The sequence below is a fragment of the Vibrio atypicus genome (assembly GCF_009811315.1).
Lineage (GTDB): Bacteria > Pseudomonadota > Gammaproteobacteria > Enterobacterales > Vibrionaceae > Vibrio > Vibrio atypicus.
On the sequence record NZ_BLID01000010.1, the window covers coordinates 81,620 to 101,817 of the forward strand.

At 43.8% G+C, this 20,198-nt stretch carries 15 protein-coding genes and 1 riboswitch; of the genes, 5 read left to right on the forward strand and 10 right to left on the reverse strand.

The genetic code is table 11. The features are described 5' to 3' along the window. Positions 1–6: 6 nt before the first annotated feature. The 9 genes from mshE to GVO60_RS18905 all read right to left on the reverse strand — a co-directional run bounded on the left by mshE (position 7) and on the right by GVO60_RS18905 (position 10,410). On the reverse strand, positions 7–1,731 hold the full coding sequence (mshE, locus tag GVO60_RS18865; protein ID WP_159656847.1) for an MSHA fimbrial ATPase MshE: 1,725 nt from the start codon (positions 1,729–1,731) through the stop codon (positions 7–9). Then, positions 1,721–2,779, reverse strand: coding sequence for a tetratricopeptide repeat protein (locus GVO60_RS18870; protein WP_159656849.1), 1,059 nt, complete (start codon positions 2,777–2,779; stop codon positions 1,721–1,723). The genes mshE and GVO60_RS18870 overlap by 11 nt, the downstream gene beginning before the upstream one ends. After that, positions 2,776–3,621: an ExeA family protein gene (locus GVO60_RS18875; RefSeq protein ID WP_159656851.1), complete on the reverse strand. Its 846-nt coding sequence runs from the start codon at positions 3,619–3,621 to the stop codon at positions 2,776–2,778. Before GVO60_RS18875 ends, GVO60_RS18870 begins: the two co-directional genes overlap by 4 nt. A 4-nt stretch (positions 3,622–3,625) precedes the next feature. Then, a complete protein-coding gene (gene mshL, locus GVO60_RS18880; RefSeq protein WP_159656853.1) occupies positions 3,626–5,263 on the reverse strand; it encodes a pilus (MSHA type) biogenesis protein MshL in 1,638 nt (545 codons plus the stop codon). Between the two features lie 15 nt (positions 5,264–5,278). Next, entirely contained in the window at positions 5,279–5,608 is a 330-nt protein-coding gene (locus GVO60_RS18885; RefSeq protein WP_371862496.1) for an MSHA biogenesis protein MshK, read from the reverse strand. After that, positions 5,598–6,248, reverse strand: a complete 651-nt coding sequence (locus GVO60_RS18890; protein ID WP_159656857.1) for a type II secretion system protein GspM — start codon at positions 6,246–6,248, stop codon at positions 5,598–5,600. The genes GVO60_RS18885 and GVO60_RS18890 overlap by 11 nt, the downstream gene beginning before the upstream one ends. Then, positions 6,245–7,684 carry an MSHA biogenesis protein MshI gene (locus GVO60_RS18895; protein ID WP_159656859.1) on the reverse strand — a complete coding sequence of 480 codons (1,440 nt, stop codon included), beginning with the start codon at positions 7,682–7,684 and terminating at the stop codon, positions 6,245–6,247. The genes GVO60_RS18890 and GVO60_RS18895 overlap by 4 nt, the downstream gene beginning before the upstream one ends. A 13-nt stretch (positions 7,685–7,697) precedes the next feature. Continuing rightward, a complete protein-coding gene (csrD, locus tag GVO60_RS18900; protein ID WP_159656861.1) occupies positions 7,698–9,695 on the reverse strand; it encodes an RNase E specificity factor CsrD in 1,998 nt (665 codons plus the stop codon). A 172-nt stretch (positions 9,696–9,867) separates the two neighbouring features. Further along, positions 9,868–10,410 (reverse strand): single-stranded DNA-binding protein, encoded by a 543-nt coding sequence (locus tag GVO60_RS18905; protein ID WP_159656863.1) that lies wholly within the window; start codon positions 10,408–10,410, stop codon positions 9,868–9,870. 276 nt (positions 10,411–10,686) lie between these two features. On the opposite strand from GVO60_RS18905, the gene GVO60_RS18910 reads away from it, so the two are divergent. The 4 genes from GVO60_RS18910 (at position 10,687) to GVO60_RS18925 (ending at position 17,126) form a co-directional block, all read left to right on the forward strand. Further along, positions 10,687–11,334, forward strand: coding sequence for a LuxR C-terminal-related transcriptional regulator (locus GVO60_RS18910; RefSeq protein ID WP_159656865.1), 648 nt, complete (start codon positions 10,687–10,689; stop codon positions 11,332–11,334). 116 nt (positions 11,335–11,450) lie between these two features. Continuing rightward, positions 11,451–12,326, forward strand: a complete 876-nt coding sequence (gene galU, locus GVO60_RS18915; protein ID WP_159656867.1) for a UTP--glucose-1-phosphate uridylyltransferase GalU — start codon at positions 11,451–11,453, stop codon at positions 12,324–12,326. 132 nt (positions 12,327–12,458) lie between these two features. Then, positions 12,459–15,281, forward strand: coding sequence for an excinuclease ABC subunit UvrA (gene uvrA / locus GVO60_RS18920; RefSeq protein ID WP_159656869.1), 2,823 nt, complete (start codon positions 12,459–12,461; stop codon positions 15,279–15,281). Between the two features lie 69 nt (positions 15,282–15,350). Then, on the forward strand, positions 15,351–17,126 hold the full coding sequence (locus GVO60_RS18925) for a PglL family O-oligosaccharyltransferase (protein ID WP_159656871.1): 1,776 nt from the start codon (positions 15,351–15,353) through the stop codon (positions 17,124–17,126). A gap of 54 nt (positions 17,127–17,180) precedes the next feature. Here GVO60_RS18925 and GVO60_RS18930 read toward each other — a convergent pair whose 3' ends face one another. Then, the gene (locus GVO60_RS18930) at positions 17,181–18,302 is read right to left on the reverse strand and encodes a pyridoxal-phosphate-dependent aminotransferase family protein (RefSeq protein WP_159656873.1); all 1,122 of its coding nucleotides are present in this window, start codon (positions 18,300–18,302) and stop codon (positions 17,181–17,183) included. A 241-nt stretch (positions 18,303–18,543) separates the two neighbouring features. After that, a riboswitch (Lysine riboswitch) is annotated at positions 18,544–18,720 on the forward strand. 107 nt (positions 18,721–18,827) lie between these two features. On the opposite strand from GVO60_RS18930, the gene lysC reads away from it, so the two are divergent. After that, the gene (lysC, locus tag GVO60_RS18935) at positions 18,828–20,180 is read left to right on the forward strand and encodes a lysine-sensitive aspartokinase 3 (RefSeq protein WP_159656875.1); all 1,353 of its coding nucleotides are present in this window, start codon (positions 18,828–18,830) and stop codon (positions 20,178–20,180) included. Positions 20,181–20,198: the final 18 nt, after the last annotated feature.

Here is a 20,198-nt window from a genome sequence, read left to right on the forward strand (position 1 = left end):
TAAGACCTAAATATAGATAGCTCTTTCATCACCAGAAGAGCCCCCTTCACCTAATCCCATTACTTCATCTAGGCTGACAATCCCATCTATCGCAAGCTCCATTGCCGAAGCAAGTAGCGGTTTATACATCTCAGACTCACGAGCAACACGAGAAAAGCCGACAGCATCATTCGCTCTCAACATATCCATCATGTCGTTTTCTAACTCGAGCATTTCAAACACACCGATACGACCACGATAACCTGTTAAGTTACAGTTCTGGCAACCTCTTCCTCGGACAAATTTTGTCTCAACTTGGTTAGGGAAGCGCTGCGCTAGCCATTGATGACGATCCTGTTCGATTGTGTCTTCTGTTTTGCAATCCGGGCAAACTTTGCGAACTAACCGCTGGGCAATCACAGCTCGAACCGCACTTGCCACTAAATAACCAGGCGCTCCCATATCCATCATCCGCAAGGCACTGTCAACCGCATCATTAGTATGGAGTGTACTCAACACTAAGTGACCAGTAAGCGCGGCACGCAAACCAATCTCTACCGTTTCTTGATCACGCATCTCACCAATCAAAATAATATCTGGATCTTGGCGTAAAAAAGTACGTAGCACAGTCGAGAAATCGAGGTTGATCTTAGGGTTAACTTGAACCTGATTGACTCGAGGCAAGCGATATTCAACAGGATCCTCTGCGGTAATAATTTTTTTACCCGGTACGTTGAGCTCACTCAGTGCACCATACAAGGTCGTTGTTTTACCTGAACCAGTCGGACCTGTGACCAAAATCATGCCATGAGGTCTCTTGAGCTGACGACGAAGACGCTCTAGCAGGTGAGCAGGAATTCCTGACTCATCAAGCTTACGTACCCCTGATGATTGATTAAGAAGACGCATCACTACAGATTCGCCATACTGAACCGGCATAGTTGACATACGAATATCAACCGACTGACCTTTCGTCTTGATATTAAAACGTCCATCTTGTGGCAAACGTTTTTCAGAGATATCTAGGTTGGCCATTAACTTAAGGCGTAATACTAAAGCAGGGGCAATGTTCACTTCATTGAGCAAAGTTTCATGTAAAACCCCATCAATACGCTGCCTTAAACGCAATACATTCGCATCGGGCTCGATATGAATATCAGAAGCCCCCACTTGAATCGCATCTTCAAATAATGAGTTAATCAGTTTTACAACCGTTACTTCATCGCTATCTTCACCTTCGATACTAAAGTCAAATGCTTCAGTGACTTGGTGCTCTGCTTGAAGCTGCTCAGCAAACGAAGCAATTTCTTTCGTCCGACGATAGTATCGATCAAACCCATCAACGAGTTGCTTCTCAGGAGCAATCACAAACTCAATGCCATACTGTGGCAATTGTCCAAGTAAAGCTTCTTGAGCAAATAGGTCAGCAGGATCGCTCATCGCAATTCGCAGCGTATCTTGCTGACACCCTATTACCAAAGCTCTCAAGCGTCGCGCATGTACTTCAGGTAATAGCTGGACTGCATCTACGTCAACATTAGCTCGGCTTAAATCGATCAAAGGAATGTCTAATTGCTGAGATAAAAAACTCAGCATTTGGTGCTCAGTTAAGAAGCCCAATTCTATTAATGCGGCTCCGAGCTTTCGACCCGTTGTTTTTTGCGCCGCGAGTGCTTGTTCTACTTGTAGATCAGTGACAATACCTTCTTCAACTAGTAGGTCACCAAGACGCTTCCTTAGCTTAATTTGCACCGTTTTGCTCCCCTAGCTGATCAATCAATGCCAAGCGATCACGAATAAACTGCTGTGACTGACCTGATAACCCAAAGCCTCTCAGTGCACTTTCGTAAGAATTCTTCGCTTGGTCAAAATCAAGAGCGCGTTCTTGTTGAATCGCAAGCCCCAGCCACCAGCGACCACTATCAGGATCTAATTGCACTAACTGTTGATAGCTGCTCAAAGCCATCGCTTCTTGATTTGCCTTTTGAGCTAATACCCCTCGCAAGGATAAATACTCTATCGTTGCGTTTTCAGGTATTGCAGCAAGCGCACTCAACGCCGCCGCGTCCTGCTTCTGTTTCATTAATAATTTAGCAAGAGATAAACGTAATACGACACTCTCTTTATCTAAGCTGATCCCTTTTTGCAATAGGTCCACAGCTCGGCGCACTTCATCTTTACCATAGTAAAGTGCTGCGAGTGTTTGACGTACTTTTTCATTCTGTGGCGTGTACTTAAGCGCTTCATGATAGTAGTCCAGCGCTTCTTTGAGGTTATTATTATCCAGTGCTTTTTTCGCTTGTTGTTGCGCTTTATCTGACAACTGCCCTGCCGTTAATTCTACTTGCTCAACCACCATATCTGCTTGGTTCGCACTCTCTTTAGTCGCTACTTTTGCGATGAGTTGAACAGGTTGAGTAATAGGCTCTGCGACAACGGAAGAAGAAACCTGTATTACTTTCTCATCATGTATTGCTTCTTGAATTGCAGGTGCATTTTGTTCTGAGCGATATATTGCACCGCTTTGACTCGACATTTTAGCCGTGGGAGATGCAATTAATATTGCACTGGTCACTCTGTCATTTGCTACTGGGATGATGGCTTCAGGTGCTACTTCAGACGTTGGAGATTGGTAAGAAATAGCCCAGCCACCAACGGCCAAACTTAAGCCAAAACTACCCACGACCCAAGGAAGGATTAGTTTTTGTTTTACAGGCTTAACCTTAACGGGCTCAATCGCCGCAATCTTGCCCCCTTTCTTCCGTGCTAATTCGGATAAGGCTTGGTTAATTGCACTCATTTCTTACTCCATCCCCAAAATGTTGGGCGTTTAAACCTAGGCTTACAACTATCATAAGTATCATGAATGGCGTCATATAGGTGTGAATTTCTTACCTTCACTTCATCGTAACTGCACGCAGACACTAACGCTTTGTGACCAATCTGGTTAATCAAACGAGGGATGCCTTGACTTGCATGCCAAATCGCTTTTTTCTGAGTGAATGAAAATAAGGCTTCATTGCTACCCGATTTTTCCAGCCGATTATCAATATAAGCCACCACCTCTTCCAGTTTTAGCGGCCGCAAATAAGCGCTAAAAGTAATTCGCTGGCGAAGCTGACGTAAATGGTGCTGCTGTAAGCGCTGTTCCAACTCAGGTTGCCCAATTAATACAATATGCAGTAGCTTTCGATCTTCTGTTTCCAAATTACCAAACAATCTTAAGACCTCGAGAGCGTCATCAGGTAACGCTTGCGCTTCGTCAACAAATACAACGACCTGTTTCCCTTCTCTCGCTAACTCAATTAACCGCTTCTGTATCAACTCAACCAAAGTGTTTGCAGGATGCTCTTCAATACCTAACTCTGCGGCAACTGCAACTCTTAATTCATCACCATTCATTGCTGGGTTAGGTAAGTAAACCAGCTGTACATGCTCTGGAAAGTATTTCACCATCATGCGGCAGACCATGGTTTTACCCGTTCCCACTTCACCTATCACCTTGACTAGGCCTTCGCCGAATTCAAGGGCAGAGTGAACGGTACTGATCGCCTCATAATGAGGACCTAAACCGAGAAATAACTCTGTTGAGGGCGTCAGTCCAAATGGCGGTTGTTCAAAGCCAAAATGTTCCAAATACATCTATTTATTGCTCGTCAGGAAACCACTCTTGCAATAAATCACGTGAACGCTCTAGCTCTTTTTGCCAAGTATTCACACCGACCACGGTTGGCTTCAGTAAGATCACCAGTTCCGTTTTTTGAGTCAGTTTAGAAGTGTTACGGAATAAGTGACCCAACGCAGGAATATCTCCTAAGAATGGCACTTTAGATACTTGGTCTATCGTATTTGATTTCATCAAGCCACCGATCACTACCACGTCACCATCTTGCGCTCGTATAACAGAATCAGATTCTCGAATCGAACTGCGAGCCAACGGTAAAGTTATACGCGTATTTCCGTAGCCGATCTCTTTGACTTGCTCATCAACATCAATCACAGCTGGGTGAACGTGCAGCAATACATTACCTTGGTCGTCAATTTGTGGTGTCACATCCAATGAAATACCTGAGAAAAATGGCGTCAACTCAACCTCTGGAGATGGCTCTGAGTTATCACCACTGCCCACAACACTAGAAAGATCTGTTACGTAATATTCATCCGTACCGACTTTGATCACAGCTTTCTGGTTATTGGAGGCAGTCACTCTAGGACTAGATAGAACGTTTAAATCGCCTTGAGTCGCCATAAAACTCAAAACAGCTTCAAAGCTACCACTGGATATCACTAAGTTTGACTGTCCACCCAATAAGCTACCTATGGTATCAAGGCCGGGTAAGATATCCGGAATAATAGAGCCGTTCGCATCTTTAACAACAGAGCCTTGGCCAATCGTGTAGTTGGTTCCATTTGAGCTAAAGGCTTTCGACCAGTTGATCCCTTGTTGATAGCCATCGCTTAAGGTCACTTCTAAGATTTTTGCTTCTAGAATGACCTGACGCTGCATTCTTTGCTGAGAAATACCCAAGAACTCTCTCACTTCACGTATTTCATCTGGATAAGCGCGAACCGTAATCACACTCGCTTGTGGCGTAGTGACAACACTTTGACCTTTTCCTGAACCAATAAGCTGCGCAACGGCGACTTCTAATTGAGGCCAAAAGTCACTTTCACTGATCGTTTCTATTTCGGTGCCACCTTTTGCCGAGCCACTTGAACTTGATGAGCTCGATGAACTGGAATCAGAGCTTGAGGAGCCAGTATCCGTATTGGTAATAGTGCCAGTCGATATCGAGGTTAAAGAACGGCCTGCACGTTTAAACTGAAGGTAATCAACTGGAATCGTCACCGTACGTAGACCTGCAGGATAAACCTGAATGACATTCCCAGTTTTAATGATGTCGTAACCGTAGATATCACGTACGACAGAGAGAACTTCATCAAGCGACACATCGGTAAGGTTGACCGTAATAGCGCCGCTGACATCAGGGTGAATGGCCGCGCTATATTCAGTACCTTTAACTAAGCTAGCAAAAAAAGCTTTAGCTGCGACGCCATTCGCCTTAATTCGAAAACGTTTTACAGTTTCTACGCTACTGAGATCATCTCCCAATAGCTCTGGCATCAAATCCGCTTCAACAGAAGGCGGTAGCTGTTCTAAGCTACGACTATTCGCTTCATTGATCGCTTCATTAAGCGTACTTTTTGCCTCAACAGGATCACGATGTCCCATTGAGCATCCCATCAAAGAAGCTATCATGACAGCTACAGCGAGTTTGCGCATACTATTCCTAAAACCTTACTGTTTAATATCTAAAGAAAAGAGTTCCAGATTCCATTGCTTGCCTCCACGAGACACAGTCACTCTTTCCGATTCAATTTTTGTCACTTTGTAGCCATTCACTGTCTCTCCAGCCGCGACTACTTTACCGTTCAATATCGCCTTACAAGTCGAATTATCGCTACAAACAATACTTTGTAGCGTAGGTACTCGATAAACAACCGCTTTTTTCTTCGATTGCGTCTGTTTAGGCTTTTCCCACCCAAGTGGTGCAGTCGGATCCTGTGCTGCCCAACAGCTTGCTGAAAATACGATAACAAACAGCACCCCAAGCAACTTAACCACCAATAAACTCCTCTCTGGTACCCAATGTATACACTTCCAGCACTAAACGAGCATTTGGATATGCTTCGACTTTGTAAGAAAAGCTTCGCCAATAGTACTTAACCGGCATAGATTCCAACGATTCTAAATAGTTAACAATGGCAAAATAGCTTCCAGTAAGCTCTATACGAACAGGGTGAATATAATATCCACCATACTCGGAATCACTTTTTCCTTTTACAATTGGCTCTGCCGTTTTCGACTCTAAAGATACGAGTTTTAACTCTCTCGAATCTGCAAGAACGCCTTCCAACAAAGTCGCCATCTCACTAGGTGATATCAGATTTTCAATAATCTTAGATAATTGCTCCGACAGTTCCTGACTTTCTGCAATTAACCTTTTGTATTGCAAGTTAATCTCTTGATCGGGGTCTTTACTCAGTTTAGCTGTCATGAGGAGAAGATCCGCCTCTAAACGCTGATTGCTCAACTTCATCGATGAGATTTGCGTCTCCGCCTGCTGCTTTTCTATGTAAGCAGGCTCAACTAAAAGAGTGAATAAGCCTAAAATAATCGAGACGAATCCACATAAGGTGATCAGCCATTTTTCACGGCTCGACATTGACCCAAATTTCTCATTCCAAACTTGCCACTGCTGCATCATTTAGTGCCCTCTTTTGTTTTTAACTCAAAAGTAATGATGTCTTGGTCATTGCGGCCTATTTTTAATTTGTCGAACGTACGCCCCACCAAATCAAGTTCTGATTTAAATTGGCTAATCCAGTTTGGAATCACTTGTGGTTCTCGAGCAAGGCCCTTGAGATCTAGGGTATGCGTATCAATTGTAATTGAACTCAAAGAGATATCATCGCGCCCCAACTTCGCTAATGAACGCATCACACCTGAGTATCCAACTTGTTGAGCAGTATCGTATTCACTGACTGCATCAAGAGATTGACGTTTCGACTCAATTTCCACTTCAAGGCGACTCACAGCTGCAACTTTAGCGGGGCTTGGCTTATGCTTCGCTAAACGTTGGCTCAAAGTATCAACTTGTTGACGAAACTCAGCTTCTTGTGAACGAGCTAAACGAAGGTTTTCCTGCAAAGCAAGCTGTTGGTAACTAAACAGCGCATAGAATACAAGTAGAGCTATCGCCGTTACGCCCCAGCCAATCGCAATATTGGTCAGGGTAAAATAATCTTTCTTCGGTTTTAGTAAGGATGGAAATAGGTTAATTGCACCTTCAGACAACAGCTCAGCACTCTCAACCAGTAATACACCTGATTCATCTCCACGCTCAGATAATATGGTTACACCAACACTAAGACGCTCAGATAGAGCTTGTGCCACCTCTTGCTGCTCCTCTTCATCACAACAGACTTTCATCTGGTGTAATGGTGTTCCGCGAAGCTGCGATGACAAATAATCAATCGACCGTTGTAGTTCAAGCGCTAAGCCATCTAACTGCAATGCACTACTTGCAACCCCAGTTAGAGGAGAAGCGACACCACGAATTGTTCTTTGGAAGGCGCACTGACCTTCACTAAAGGCACTGACTCTAAACTGACCTTTTTTGCTTCGCTGCAAGAGTAAAAACTGCGATAACTCTCCCGCCGAATACGCCCAAACATCATCCTCGATCAATACTCGCTCAAGTGCGATATTCAACTGACTTAATTGCCCAGATAATGAAACCACTAAAGAGCGAGGTATTACGTAGACTTGAAGCTTGTTCCCCATAGGCAAAGATCTGTAGTCCGCCACAATATCCGTGACTTTCTCAGTAATCAGATCTTTTAGTAAAAACGGTAACGCACTGGTTAGCTCTTCATCGGGAATCGAAGGTTTCTCAATTTGATAGCTTTGATAGAGATTGGAATGTAAGACAACATCAACAGATAAATCTGAGGCGCCAGCACCTTTAAGTACTTTATACAGCGCATCCTGCCAAGAGGCCCCTTCATAGGCTATTTGCTGTGGTAAAGAAAGACCTGGTATAGAGGAAAAAAACAGTGCACTTGGCTGAACCACAATGGTCAATTGTGATTTTCGCGTATTGCTGCGTTTAAACTTACCGATTAATGATTGTATTTTCATTTATGTGTTTTCTTTACCAACGCTTTCTTCGACCTATCTGAACTTTCTTAACTGCTGCGACCCGATGGTGTGATACCTGTTGAGGAATGATCGGTCGTTCCGCTTCTAAGAAACGGCCTTGTATGCCCTGTACACCTAATTGCAAAATCGTTTTATGCTCTTGTTTGCTATCAACGCCAACTGCAATCACTTGTGTTTTGAGTCCTGCACATGCTCCAAGTAAACTGCGTACAAATAGCTGATTCTCGTGTCGCTGATCAATCTGTTTCACTAAGCTACGATGCAATTTTAAGTAATGGATCGGTAATTCTTTAAGATAGTGAGTGCTAACAATAGATCGCCCAGCTTGTCCCACCGCTACTTTACAACCTAGACCAGAAATGACCTTTGTGACAGGCCGCATGTAATCTAAGTGTTTGACTAAACGAGCTTCTGCGAACTCAAAAATGAGTTGTTTACGTTGTTCTGCTGATAACTGCAATAACTCATCTCGGAACCATTTGAAGTACGCCCGATCAGCAAAGGGAACGACGTGCAGATTAATAGAATAACACATTGAATCTTCAGAGACTTTCAAATAACGCAGGATTGTTCGCAATACTGCTTTATCAAGTATCATTTCGTAACCAACTGATTCAATGGCTGAATTAAATCGAGAGGCTTTTATCACTCCCTTTTCTGGGTCGTTAATTCTCGCAAAAAGTTCGCAGTGATCTTTAAATCCTTCTTGCTGTTGATCAAGCAAATAACAAGGCTGTGAAAAAATGTGTAATTTGTCCGGAGTAACAACTTGGTCAAATAGGGTTCGCCAACGAACACTTCCCCGTTCATCATCCTGACCTATATGTTTCTGGAAACGGCTCCACGTATTAATGCCTTGTAATTGAGCACTCTTTAATGCGGTTTCTGACTCATCAATAATACGGCCTTGGCTTTCGCCCTCTCGATACATACTGACCCCAATATGCACCCAGCTTTCTTGATCTAAGACTTGTGGTGGCGTAAGACGAGCGAGTTGTTTAATGCAGTTTGCCGCGATAACCGATACTTCTTTACTCGATAGACTCGGAGCAAAAATGGCAAAGTCAGAATCGTAATATCGAGACAAAATCACGTCTGGATAGCGTTGAATCACATTTGTGAGCCCATCTCCGACTTCAACCAAAAAGTCATTGGCCGCTTTTTTACCAAACTCTTCTTTTAGCTGCTGCCAATCATCAATTCGAATCAATAACACGCCACCATGGGAGCCACTTTCTGAAAGTGCTGCCTCTAATTTACTGTCAAATAAAACACGGTTCGCGGTGCCCGTTAATTGATCAAGGAAAGTTTGAGTTCGGATAAATGTATCAAAACGACTTCGCTCTTGACGTGCATCCTGAAGCTCTTCAATAAGACGATCTAGCGCCTCACTCGCCGTAAAAGGCCACTCTTTTTCATCGCCTTTGGCATATTCTTCAACGCGTCCGGCCAAAATCATGCGGCCACGCTCTTCTAGCAACTCTGAGCCACTTAGCTGTTCTTTCAACCATTTCACACCACGCATCAAACAGAAAATAATCAGCACAACGGCTAAAGTTATTGACCATAACGCCTGCATTGAATAGCCATAACCAATATAGGGAGGAACGGCTTTAAAACGAATTTCGTAACCATCATTTCGTTCGAGTGTATATGCGACATGGTAAAGGAGCTCAGGATCCACTTTGGAGGAGGTATCCTTAAAGCGATAAATAGTGCCGTAAGACGAAGCCAACTCCATTTCAACGATATTCGATGCTTGCAGCATTTTAGGCATCCAGCGCTGCAAAGAGTAAGCGGCATCAGGATCTTCCATTTCCTTATCAACGACATTGACAATACCTTGTAGAGAATGATCAAGGTACTCTTGCCCTAAACGTTTAAAAGAGAGGGTTCCACCAAGAAAGAGGATAAACATTGCAATGATCACAATCATAGTGACAAAAGCGATGAGTCTGGTGCTTAATTTTAAGGTAGGGGTATACCTCATAGCTAGAGAATTCCTTTTCTGATTCAAGCAGAACTATACAACACTACAACCCATATAAACAAAATGCTAAGTTACGCTTTTAAACGTTCTATTTAATACTAATGGGTTAATCAATTACTCTAACTATATAAAAAAGCCGCGAAAATCGCGGCTTTTTTTCAGTAATATCAGCTTAGAATGGGATGTCGTCATCAAAATCCATTGGCGGCTCATTATACTGAGGCTGTGCTTGCTGCTGTTGAGGCTGAGAATACTGCTGTTGTGCAGGTTGTTGATTCTGCTGCGCTGGCTGTTGTGGCTGCCCCCAACCTTGCTGCTGTTGCTGAGGTTGGCCCATACCTTGACCAGGAGCGCCACCTTGAGCACGGCCGCCTAGCATTTGCATTACGCCATTAAAACCTTGTACCACAACTTCCGTTGTGTAACGGTCTTGACCGCTTTGATCTTGCCATTTACGAGTCTGGAGTTGACCTTCAACGTAAACTTGAGAACCTTTACGTAGGTACTCACCCGCTACTTCCGCAAGCTTGCCAAACAGAGCAACACGGTGCCATTCTGTTTTTTCACGCTGCTCGCCAGTTGCTTTGTCACGCCATGATTCAGACGTTGCGATGGTAATATTGGCAACCGCACCACCATTCGGCATATAACGTACTTCCGGATCTGACCCCAGATTACCGACTAAAATAACTTTGTTTACTCCACGGCTAGCCATGTTTCGCTCCGTCTAAAATTTGTGAATTAATGAAATAGCGCAATAGCATAGCATGCTTTGCTTGCGTGACAAATTTCTCTATCAACAATGTATTCTCTTGCTTCTTCCTCATATCGAACACAATAATTTTTACGAGAAAAATCAAATATTACTCGGGGTGAGAGATTAGTAAATTACCAACCAGTATGAAACTAAACGCAATCATTACACCTAGGTTAGCACTAACAAAAATTTTTCTTCACTCTAGCATTTTTAGTAACAAATGTAGGGATATACATGATGAAAAATAGTTATACACGAACCATTCACTTTCTATCTGACAACAAAGCAAAAGCTCACCCGCTGGTCAAAGCAATTGAAAAGACGTTAGATATACAAATTCCCTACATCGAACCTGACGATTTAATGCTAGCTTTACAGCGCAATAAACACCGAATATTAATGGTAGATCACAGCGACTATTGCCGCCTAAACAGCAAGATTCGCGACCTTCCTCTCGCTAATAAAGTCTTCGAAACCATCATTATAAATGTGGAGTGTCGTCTCACCACTGATGAGATACTTACCTTTGGTCACTTGAAAGGACTATTTTATAAAAAAGACAACATTGAAGAGATTGCCAAAGGTTGCTGTGAAATTATCAACGGAGAAAATTGGCTTCCACGTAAAGTTTCCGCCCAACTTCTTTATCATTATCGCAATATTGTTGAAGCTCAGTCGACACCAGCTACCGTCGATCTTACAACCCGTGAAATCCATATTTTACGTAGCCTGATGACCGGAGCATCCAACAGTCAAATCGCTGAAGACCAATTCATTAGTGAGTTTACTGTGAAGTCCCACCTTTATCAGATTTTCAAAAAACTGTGTGTGAAAAATCGAGTCCAGGCAACCGCTTGGGCTAAGCAACACCTATTGTCTTAATTATTGTACGTCAGTACAAATTCTGAACTTTTGGTGGATAGGTTCATTACCTATTCACCTAAAGCATGGTATTGTCGCGTCAGTCAAAATCAATAACAGAAATTATAGGGTTCAACATGATTAAAAAGTGTCTTTTCCCGGCAGCAGGCTACGGTACACGTTTTTTACCAGCAACAAAGTCTATGCCTAAAGAGATGATGCCAGTGGTCAATAAACCACTGATAGAATATGGCGTAGAAGAAGCTATCCAAGCTGGTATGGATGGAATGTGTATCGTAACAGGTCGCGGTAAGCACTCCATCATGGACCATTTCGATAAGAACTACGAACTTGAGCACCAAATCAGCGGTACCAATAAAGAAGAACTGTTGGTGGATATCCGTGACATCATTGAGAGTGCTAACTTTACTTACATTCGTCAGCGTGAAATGAAAGGTTTAGGCCATGCAATCCTCACAGGGCGCGAACTGATCGGTGATGAACCTTTTGCGGTCGTACTTGCTGATGACCTTTGTGTAAACGAGCAAGAAGGCGTACTTGCGCAGATGGTTGCTCTATTTAAACAGTTCCGCTGTTCAATTGTCGCAGTGCAAGAAGTACCAGAAGATGAGACCCATAAATATGGCGTGATTTCTGGTGAAATGATCAAAGATGACATTTTCCGTGTCGACGATATGGTTGAGAAGCCAGAACCAGGCACTGCGCCTAGTAATCTTGCCATTATTGGTCGCTACATCTTAACCCCAGATATTTTTGAATTGATCGAAAATACTGAGCCAGGCAAAGGTGGTGAAATCCAGATTACTGATGCACTTTTAAAACAAGCAAAAGCAGGCTGCGTATTAGCGTATAAATTTAAAGGCCAACGCTTTGATTGTGGTAGCGTCGAAGGCTACATCGAAGCGACTAACTACTGTTTCGAGAACCTTTACTTAAAAGACTCGAAAAAATCTGAGCTTGGTAAGCAAAAAACGACTAAAGAAGAAGCCTAATCACTTCTCTCAACTTCAAAAGGCAGCTTAACTAAGCTGCCTTTTTACTGTTTTTTTATCCAGTATTTTCTTTGAACATTTCTCACACTATGTAATACTTAGTCGACTAAAATTTTACATTGAGTGATGAGAATGGATCAGATAGAAATTCGTGGTGCCCGCACCCACAACTTGAAAGACATCAATCTAACAATTCCTCGCGATAAGTTGATTGTGATTACCGGTTTATCTGGTTCAGGAAAATCCTCTCTTGCCTTTGATACCCTCTATGCAGAGGGACAACGTCGTTATGTAGAGTCGCTATCTGCCTACGCACGCCAATTCTTGTCTTTAATGGAAAAGCCAGATGTAGACCACATTGAAGGTCTGTCACCTGCTATCTCGATTGAGCAAAAATCTACATCGCACAACCCTCGCTCAACAGTCGGTACCATTACTGAAGTGTATGATTACCTACGTCTTTTGTACGCACGAGTTGGTGAGCCTCGCTGCCCTGAACACCATACTCCGCTAGCCGCGCAAACCATCTCGCAAATGGTAGACAAAGTGCTAGAGCTGCCAGAAGGTGAAAAAATGATGCTGCTAGCCCCTATCGTCAAGGAGCGTAAAGGTGAGCATGTTAAAACATTAGAAAATCTCGCCGCACAAGGTTTTATTCGTGCTCGTATTGATGGAGAAACATGTGATCTTTCCGATCCACCGACTCTAGAACTGCATAAAAAGCACACCATTGAAGTGGTTGTCGATCGTTTTAAGGTGCGAAAAGACCTACAGCAGCGTCTTGCAGAATCGTTCGAAACAACACTAGAGCTTTCTGGTGGTATTGCAGTTGTCGCGCCGATGGATGGCGATGGCGAAGAGATAATTTTCTCCGCTAACTTCGCCTGCCCAATTTGTGGTTACAGTATGCAAGAGTTAGAGCCGCGCCTCTTCTCATTCAATAACCCTGCTGGTGCTTGCCACACTTGTGACGGCTTAGGTGTTCAGCAATATTTTGACCCAGCCAGAGTCATTTTAGATGATTATTTAAGCTTGGCTGCGGGAGCTATCCGCGGCTGGGATCAGAAAAACTACTACTATTTCCAAATGCTTTCATCACTGGCTGAGCACTATGGTTTCGATTTACACGCACCGTTTAAGTCTTTGCCGAAAAAGACCCGCGACATTATTTTAAGCGGCTCTGGCAGAACAGAAGTTGAGTTTAAATACATCAATGATCGCGGTGACATTCGAGTTAAACGTCACCCATTTGAAGGCATTCTTAATACATTAGAACGTCGTTACCGTGATACCGAATCCAACGCCGTTCGTGAAGATCTTGCCAAATATATTTCCACTAAAACATGTTCAAGTTGTGATGGAAGCCGTTTACGCCTAGAAGCCCGAAATGTCTTCATTGGCGATACAACATTGCCTGAAATCGTTGAGTTGAGCATTGCAGATGCTTTGGCCTTTTTTGCTTCACTGAAGCTTGATGGCCAACGAGGTCAAATCGCTGAAAAAGTGATGAAAGAGATCAATGATCGACTGCAGTTCCTCGTCAACGTAGGCCTAAACTACCTAAACTTATCTCGCAGTGCTGAAACCTTATCTGGTGGTGAAGCTCAACGTATTCGCCTAGCGAGTCAAATTGGCGCGGGACTGGTTGGTGTCATGTATGTACTTGATGAGCCATCGATTGGCCTTCACCAACGTGATAACGAACGCCTATTAAAGACTCTGACCCATTTACGTGATTTAGGTAATACTGTACTCGTCGTTGAGCATGATGAAGATGCGATTCGCATGGCCGATCATGTCATAGATATAGGCCCTGGAGCAGGTGTACATGGTGGCTCCGTGGTCGCGGAAGGCACGATGGAAGATATCCTAAATAGCCCAGACTCTTTGACTGGCCAGTATCTCAGCGGAGCAAAAGAGATTGCCGTTCCGACAGAACGTACGGCTAAAGATCCAAAGAAAATCGTCGAACTTATTGGCGCGACAGGAAACAACCTTAAAGAAGTCACGCTAGAGCTACCTGTTGGTCTATTTAGCTGTATTACCGGGGTATCCGGTTCCGGTAAGTCCACCTTGATCAATGATACTTTCTTTAAGATAGCTCACACAGAACTTAATGGCGCAACCACCGCCGTACCGGCACCATACAATAAAATTAAAGGCTTAGAGCACTTTGATAAGGTGATCGATATCGATCAAAGCCCAATAGGCCGAACGCCACGCTCCAACCCTGCTACTTATACCGGAATTTTCACTCCAATTCGTGAACTGTTTGCTGGCACTCAAGAGTCTCGTTCACGCGGTTATAAACCAGGTCGATTTAGTTTCAATGTCCGTGGTGGACGCTGTGAAGCATGTCAGGGTGATGGGGTAATTAAAGTTGAAATGCACTTCTTACCTGATGTCTATGTGCCATGTGATTCTTGTAAAGGTAAACGTTATAACCGCGAAACACTGGAAGTTCGCTACAAAGGCAAAACCATCGATGAAGTGCTAGAGATGACGGTAGAAGATGCACGTGCGTTCTTTGAACCCGTACCTGTCATTGCGCGCAAACTGCAAACTTTGATGGATGTAGGGCTATCCTATATTCGTTTAGGCCAAGCGGCGACAACTCTATCGGGTGGTGAAGCTCAACGTGTCAAACTAGCACGAGAACTATCAAAACGCGATACAGGTAAAACGCTGTATATCTTAGATGAACCGACGACAGGCCTGCATTTCCATGACATCCAACAACTGCTAACTGTCTTGCATCGCCTGCGCGATCACGGCAATACGGTTGTTGTCATTGAGCATAATCTCGATGTAGTCAAAACCGCCGACTGGATTGTTGATCTTGGACCTGAAGGGGGACAAGGTGGAGGTGAAATCGTCGCACAAGGTACACCAGAGGATGTGGCCCAAGTCGAAGGATCGCATACCGCACGTTTCCTTAAGCCTATGTTAAAATAACAAATAATAGTAAAGTAAGCAGGCCAGTGCGATTTCTCACTGGTCTGTTTTTATTAGGGTTATTCAATCATGGCTACCATACACGTATCAGGAACAAAACTCGCAAGGCAACAACCTAGATTACCGCTGATCAAACCGTTCCTTGTCTCTTTCGGTTTTGTTTTCATTGTGGCTATGCACTTCTTTATGCCAAATCCTGGCGGTTCAGGCCTGGCTCTTTCATTTAACCCCACAACCTGGCTAGCTGTCGCATTTTCACTGGCTATTGGTTTCTATCAAATCGGTACAGAAGGCCGGCTTAGGTACAACAAGCTAACTATCGGCTTTTTTATTTGCTGTATTCTGATCACGCTACCTGTCTTGTACCCAAACGCTAGCCTTGCATTATCAATCGGTAAACTCACCGGGCTATGGGCAGGTTTTACTCTGTTTACCGTATTGCAGCAGTTTCGTTTTAGCAATAAACAAAAACAGCGCCTGTTATGGTTCATCGTCATTGGCGTCGCAGTCGAAGCCCTATTTGGTTGGATCCAATATTTATGGTTAGAGCCGGGCAATCCATTTGGTTATAACACCGTGAGCAACAGGCCTTATGGGATATTTCAACAGCCCAATGTAATGGCAAGTTTTCTTGCTACTGGCTTAGCTGTATCCGGTTATTTATTGACTCGCCAGCCAATCAAATATCAATCTAAGATCAGTGATGTAGCCCTGCTGTATATTATGCCCGCACTTACAATGCCACTTTTAGTACTGCTAGCCTCGCGAACCGGTTGGATTAGTACTACACTGGTAATTCTTCTGATACTTCCCTATTTATACCGTTTTGCGACGAAAAAGCGCTTTATCGGTTGGTTACTTTCGACTCTACTTGGTCTTTTCTTAGCAGTGCTCCCATCACTCATAACGGCACAAGAAACAAGCTCTACGAGTACCATAGAACATAAATTTCAATTACAAGACGTACGTGGTGACTTTTTCCCGCAAGCACTAGATATGCTGATCGAGAAACCTTTTACGGGTTATGGCTATGGCCGCTTTGAGCCTGAATACATCGTCTATACAGCAAGGCAACACCAGTTAAACGTAAACTACCCTGCAGGATTACCGACTCTTGATCACCCACACAATGAACTACTCTATTGGGGGGTTGAAGGCGGGTTAGTCCCTGTTCTGGCCATCTTTTTAGCTGCCATTCTAGTCTTAGTGCGAATCTATCATGGTAAGAAAGGGTCAAGGTTGGCGCTGTTTGCCTTATTTATTCCCATCGTACTTCACTCGCAACTTGAGTACCCTTTTTATCACTCTGCAATTCATTGGATTACGTTTATCGTCTTGCTTTATTGGGTGGATCAGCGAGCTAATACATATAAAAATCTATCCTTAAGCCTTGTGTCTAATACAGCTTTGCGGGTGATGAGCTTAGTCGTTCCGATTCTCACTAGTTTTTACATGTTGAGTACCTTGCAAACCAATTACGTGCTAACACAGTTTGAAAAATCCAACCCAAAAGATCCGGATATCCTTAATCAGGTTACTAACCCGATCGTTTGGCAAGACCGCTATGATTGGGACATCTACAGTACCTACCTCAATATCGGTTTGTACAAGCACGATCCTGAGTTCATTCAACCTTATATCGACTGGTCACTAAAGATCATCAAAGATAAGCCAAGACCGGCTTTCTATAACAACTTGATTTTGGCCTATCAAGGACTGGAGCAAGATGAGAAAGCAGAGCAGATTCGCAGTGAAGCACAGTTCCTCTTCCCGAATAAAGATTTCTCTGAGGTGAGATACATTCCACCGAATATCGATGCGCTAACCGCTAAACCAGCGGAGTAGCACAGAGCGTAAGATCAAAAAAGGCGACATGATGTCGCCTTTCTATTTGAACTCTTATTGGGTAAGGGATTCTTCAAGTGCCCTTAAGCAGAGCGCGACATTTTCTGGTCGAGCACCATAACCCATTAAGCCAATACGCCATGCTTTCCCAGCTAAAGCCCCGAGACCAGCGCCAATCTCTAGGTTGTATGTTTCCAATAAATGACTGCGGATTTTTGCCTCATCAATTCCTTCAGGGATATAAATCGCATTCAATTGTGGTAAGCGAGAAGCTTCTTCGACCACAAATTCAAAACCAAGCTTTTCAAGACCCGATTTAAGTTTGTTATGCATATCGCGATGACGCTGCCATGCATTCTCTAGACCTTCATTTTTGAGTAGCAGTAGTGACTCATGCAGTGCGTATAAACTATTCACTGGAGCAGTGTGATGATAGCTTCGCTTACCTTCCCCACTCCAATAACCGAGCACCAAACTTTGGTCCAAGAACCAACTTTGAACGGGAGTCGTTCGAGACTGAATTTTCTCAATCGCTGATGAAGAAAAAGTCACTGGCGACAATCCAGGGACACAAGATAAACACTTCTGACTGCCAGAATAGACCGCATCTAACTTCCATTCATCAACCTTGAGCGGAACACCACCCAATGACGTCACCGCATCAACAATCGTCAGTAAGCCATATTGCTTAGCTAACTTACCCAATGCTTCTGCATCACTACATGCTCCCGTGGACGTTTCAGCATGTACGAATGCCAAAATTTTAGCATCAGGATTTGCCTTTAGTGCTTGTTCCACTTTATCAACAGAGACAGGAGCGCCCCATTCATCATCTACTACTTCAACCACCCCACCAGCGCGAACAACATTTTCACGCATACGCTCACCAAAAACACCGTTACGGCACACAATCACTTTTTCGCCTGGCTCAATAAGGTTGACGAAACAGGTCTCCATCCCTGCACTTCCTGGCGCTGATACTGCAATCGTGAACTCATTGTCAGTCTGAAAAGCGTATTTTAGGAGCTGCTTCAACTCATCCATCATGCCGATAAACAGCGGATCTAAGTGACCAACCGTTGGTCGACTCAAGGCTTGCAGTACTTGTGGAGAAATATCTGATGGACCTGGGCCCATTAATATACGGTGAGGTGGGATAAAACTTTGAATCGTCATTGGCAGCTCCTTTTGCAACATTTTTATCTTTCTAACTATTGTTCTGTAACCACCTTAATCCAAATAAGCATACGCAGCAATTAGCCCAAAGTCTTGAGGTCAAACCAGTGTCACAAGTTTGTTAATTTATAAAGAGCATAAAGTTACAAAATACCGTTGACATTGGTCACATAAAAACGTTCAATGCTGGATAGGTGGCGAATATTTATGCCACGCAACAGTGTTATTAAAGAAACTATATTGTTGCAGAAGAGGAGCACTGCCCAGGTAGGTGTGTTGTGGAACCACAATTCCAACACAATGCACTGAGGGGGAGTAGTGCCGAGGTAGATCAAAAGTGTGGTTTTGATCTGTCGGTTGTCTGGGTTGAATCCCAACGACTGTCATCAGCGCAGCCTGATGATGAGCTTCTGAGGTAAAACTACAAGATCAAACCTCTCTTTCGCTCATTCTCTCTTCAAGCAAACATCGGATGTTGAGCATATAAGCTCAGTTAAATTTTCAGGAAGTCGTGGGAGAAATACCGTGAGCAATTTTAATGTTGCTAAGTTTGGTGGAACAAGTGTCGCTAACTTTGAAGCAATGAGCCGTTGTGCGGCTGTCATCGAAGCCAACCCAAACACCAAACTCGTCGTTAGCAGTGCATGTTCAGGGGTGACTAACTTATTAGTCGAATTAGCTAATGGTGTACAAGATACGCAGCGTCGCAGTGAAATCTTAACCAAGCTTGCCGAAATCCATAATGCGATTTTGGGTCAACTAGAAAACTCAGATCAAGTCGCTAGCGATGTCTATGCGATCTTAGATACCGTCACTAGCTTAGCAGAAGCAGCCTCGATTCAATCTAGCCACAAGCTTACTGACCACTTGGTCGCTTGTGGAGAGTTAATGTCGACACACATTCTCGCTCAATTACTCAAAGAACGCGGCTTAAACGCCACTCGCTTTGATATCCGCGATGTACTGCGCACTGACGCCAACTTCGGCAAAGCTGAACCTCAACTAGAAACCATCAAGCAACTGGCTGACCGCTCTCTTGTGCCTCTTTGCCAAGATTATGTAGTAGTGACCCAAGGTTTTATCGGCTCAGATAGTGAAGGAAATACCACAACATTGGGCCGTGGTGGCAGTGATTACAGCGCAGCATTAATCGCTGAAGCGGTTGAAGCATCAGGTTTAGAGATCTGGACTGACGTACCAGGTATCTACACCACAGACCCACGCATCGCACCAAAAGCTTCACCAATCCCGGAAATCAGCTTTAGTGAAGCCTCTGAAATGGCGAACTTCGGCGCCAAGATCCTTCACCCTTCAACCTTGGTTCCTGCACTTCGTCACGATATTCCGGTCTTTGTTGGATCATCAAAACAACCAGAGAAAGGCGGTACTTGGATTCGCCATCAAGTTGAAAGCTCGCCACTATTCAGAGCTCTAGCACTTCGCTGTAACCAAACCATGGTAACCCTACGCAGCGCTAATATGTTCCACGCATATGGTTTTCTGGCCAAAGTGTTTGAGATTTTGGCAAAACACAAAGTATCCGTGGATTTGATCACGACTTCTGAAATCAGTGTCTCGTTGACTCTGGATCAAACTGACACAGCAGGTGGCGCACCACAACTACCAGAGCAAGCAAGAATTGAACTCGAAGAGCTATGTCATGTCGAGGTTGAACATAACCTTTGCTTAGTGGCACTGATTGGCAACAACATGAGCGAGAGCAAAGGCTACGCTAAGCAAGTCTTTGGCACTTTGGAAGATTTCAACTTACGTATGATCTGTTACGGCGCAAGCCCACACAACCTCTGCTTCTTGCTGCATGAATCAGTATCAAAACAAGCAATTCAGAAGCTGCATACCGAATTGTTTGAAGGCTAAATAACAGAAAAGGTTGGC

Bases quoted from the DNA above. Each gene is read 5' to 3' on its own strand.
- csrD (WP_159656861.1), bottom strand. From the start codon at position 9,695: ATGAGGTATACCCCTACCTTAAAATTAAGCACCAGACTCATCGCTTTT.
- GVO60_RS18905 (WP_159656863.1), bottom strand. From the start codon at position 10,410: ATGGCTAGCCGTGGAGTAAACAAAGTTATTTTAGTCGGTAATCTGGGG.
- mshL (WP_159656853.1), bottom strand. From the start codon at position 5,263: ATGCGCAAACTCGCTGTAGCTGTCATGATAGCTTCTTTGATGGGATGC.
- galU (WP_159656867.1), top strand. From the start codon at position 11,451: ATGATTAAAAAGTGTCTTTTCCCGGCAGCAGGCTACGGTACACGTTTT.
- GVO60_RS18895 (WP_159656859.1), bottom strand. From the start codon at position 7,684: ATGAAAATACAATCATTAATCGGTAAGTTTAAACGCAGCAATACGCGA.
- uvrA (WP_159656869.1), top strand. From the start codon at position 12,459: ATGGATCAGATAGAAATTCGTGGTGCCCGCACCCACAACTTGAAAGAC.
- GVO60_RS18910 (WP_159656865.1), top strand. From the start codon at position 10,687: ATGATGAAAAATAGTTATACACGAACCATTCACTTTCTATCTGACAAC.
- GVO60_RS18930 (WP_159656873.1), bottom strand. From the start codon at position 18,302: ATGACGATTCAAAGTTTTATCCCACCTCACCGTATATTAATGGGCCCA.
- GVO60_RS18890 (WP_159656857.1), bottom strand. From the start codon at position 6,248: ATGATGCAGCAGTGGCAAGTTTGGAATGAGAAATTTGGGTCAATGTCG.
- GVO60_RS18870 (WP_159656849.1), bottom strand. From the start codon at position 2,779: ATGAGTGCAATTAACCAAGCCTTATCCGAATTAGCACGGAAGAAAGGG.
- GVO60_RS18925 (WP_159656871.1), top strand. From the start codon at position 15,351: ATGGCTACCATACACGTATCAGGAACAAAACTCGCAAGGCAACAACCT.
- GVO60_RS18875 (WP_159656851.1), bottom strand. From the start codon at position 3,621: ATGTATTTGGAACATTTTGGCTTTGAACAACCGCCATTTGGACTGACG.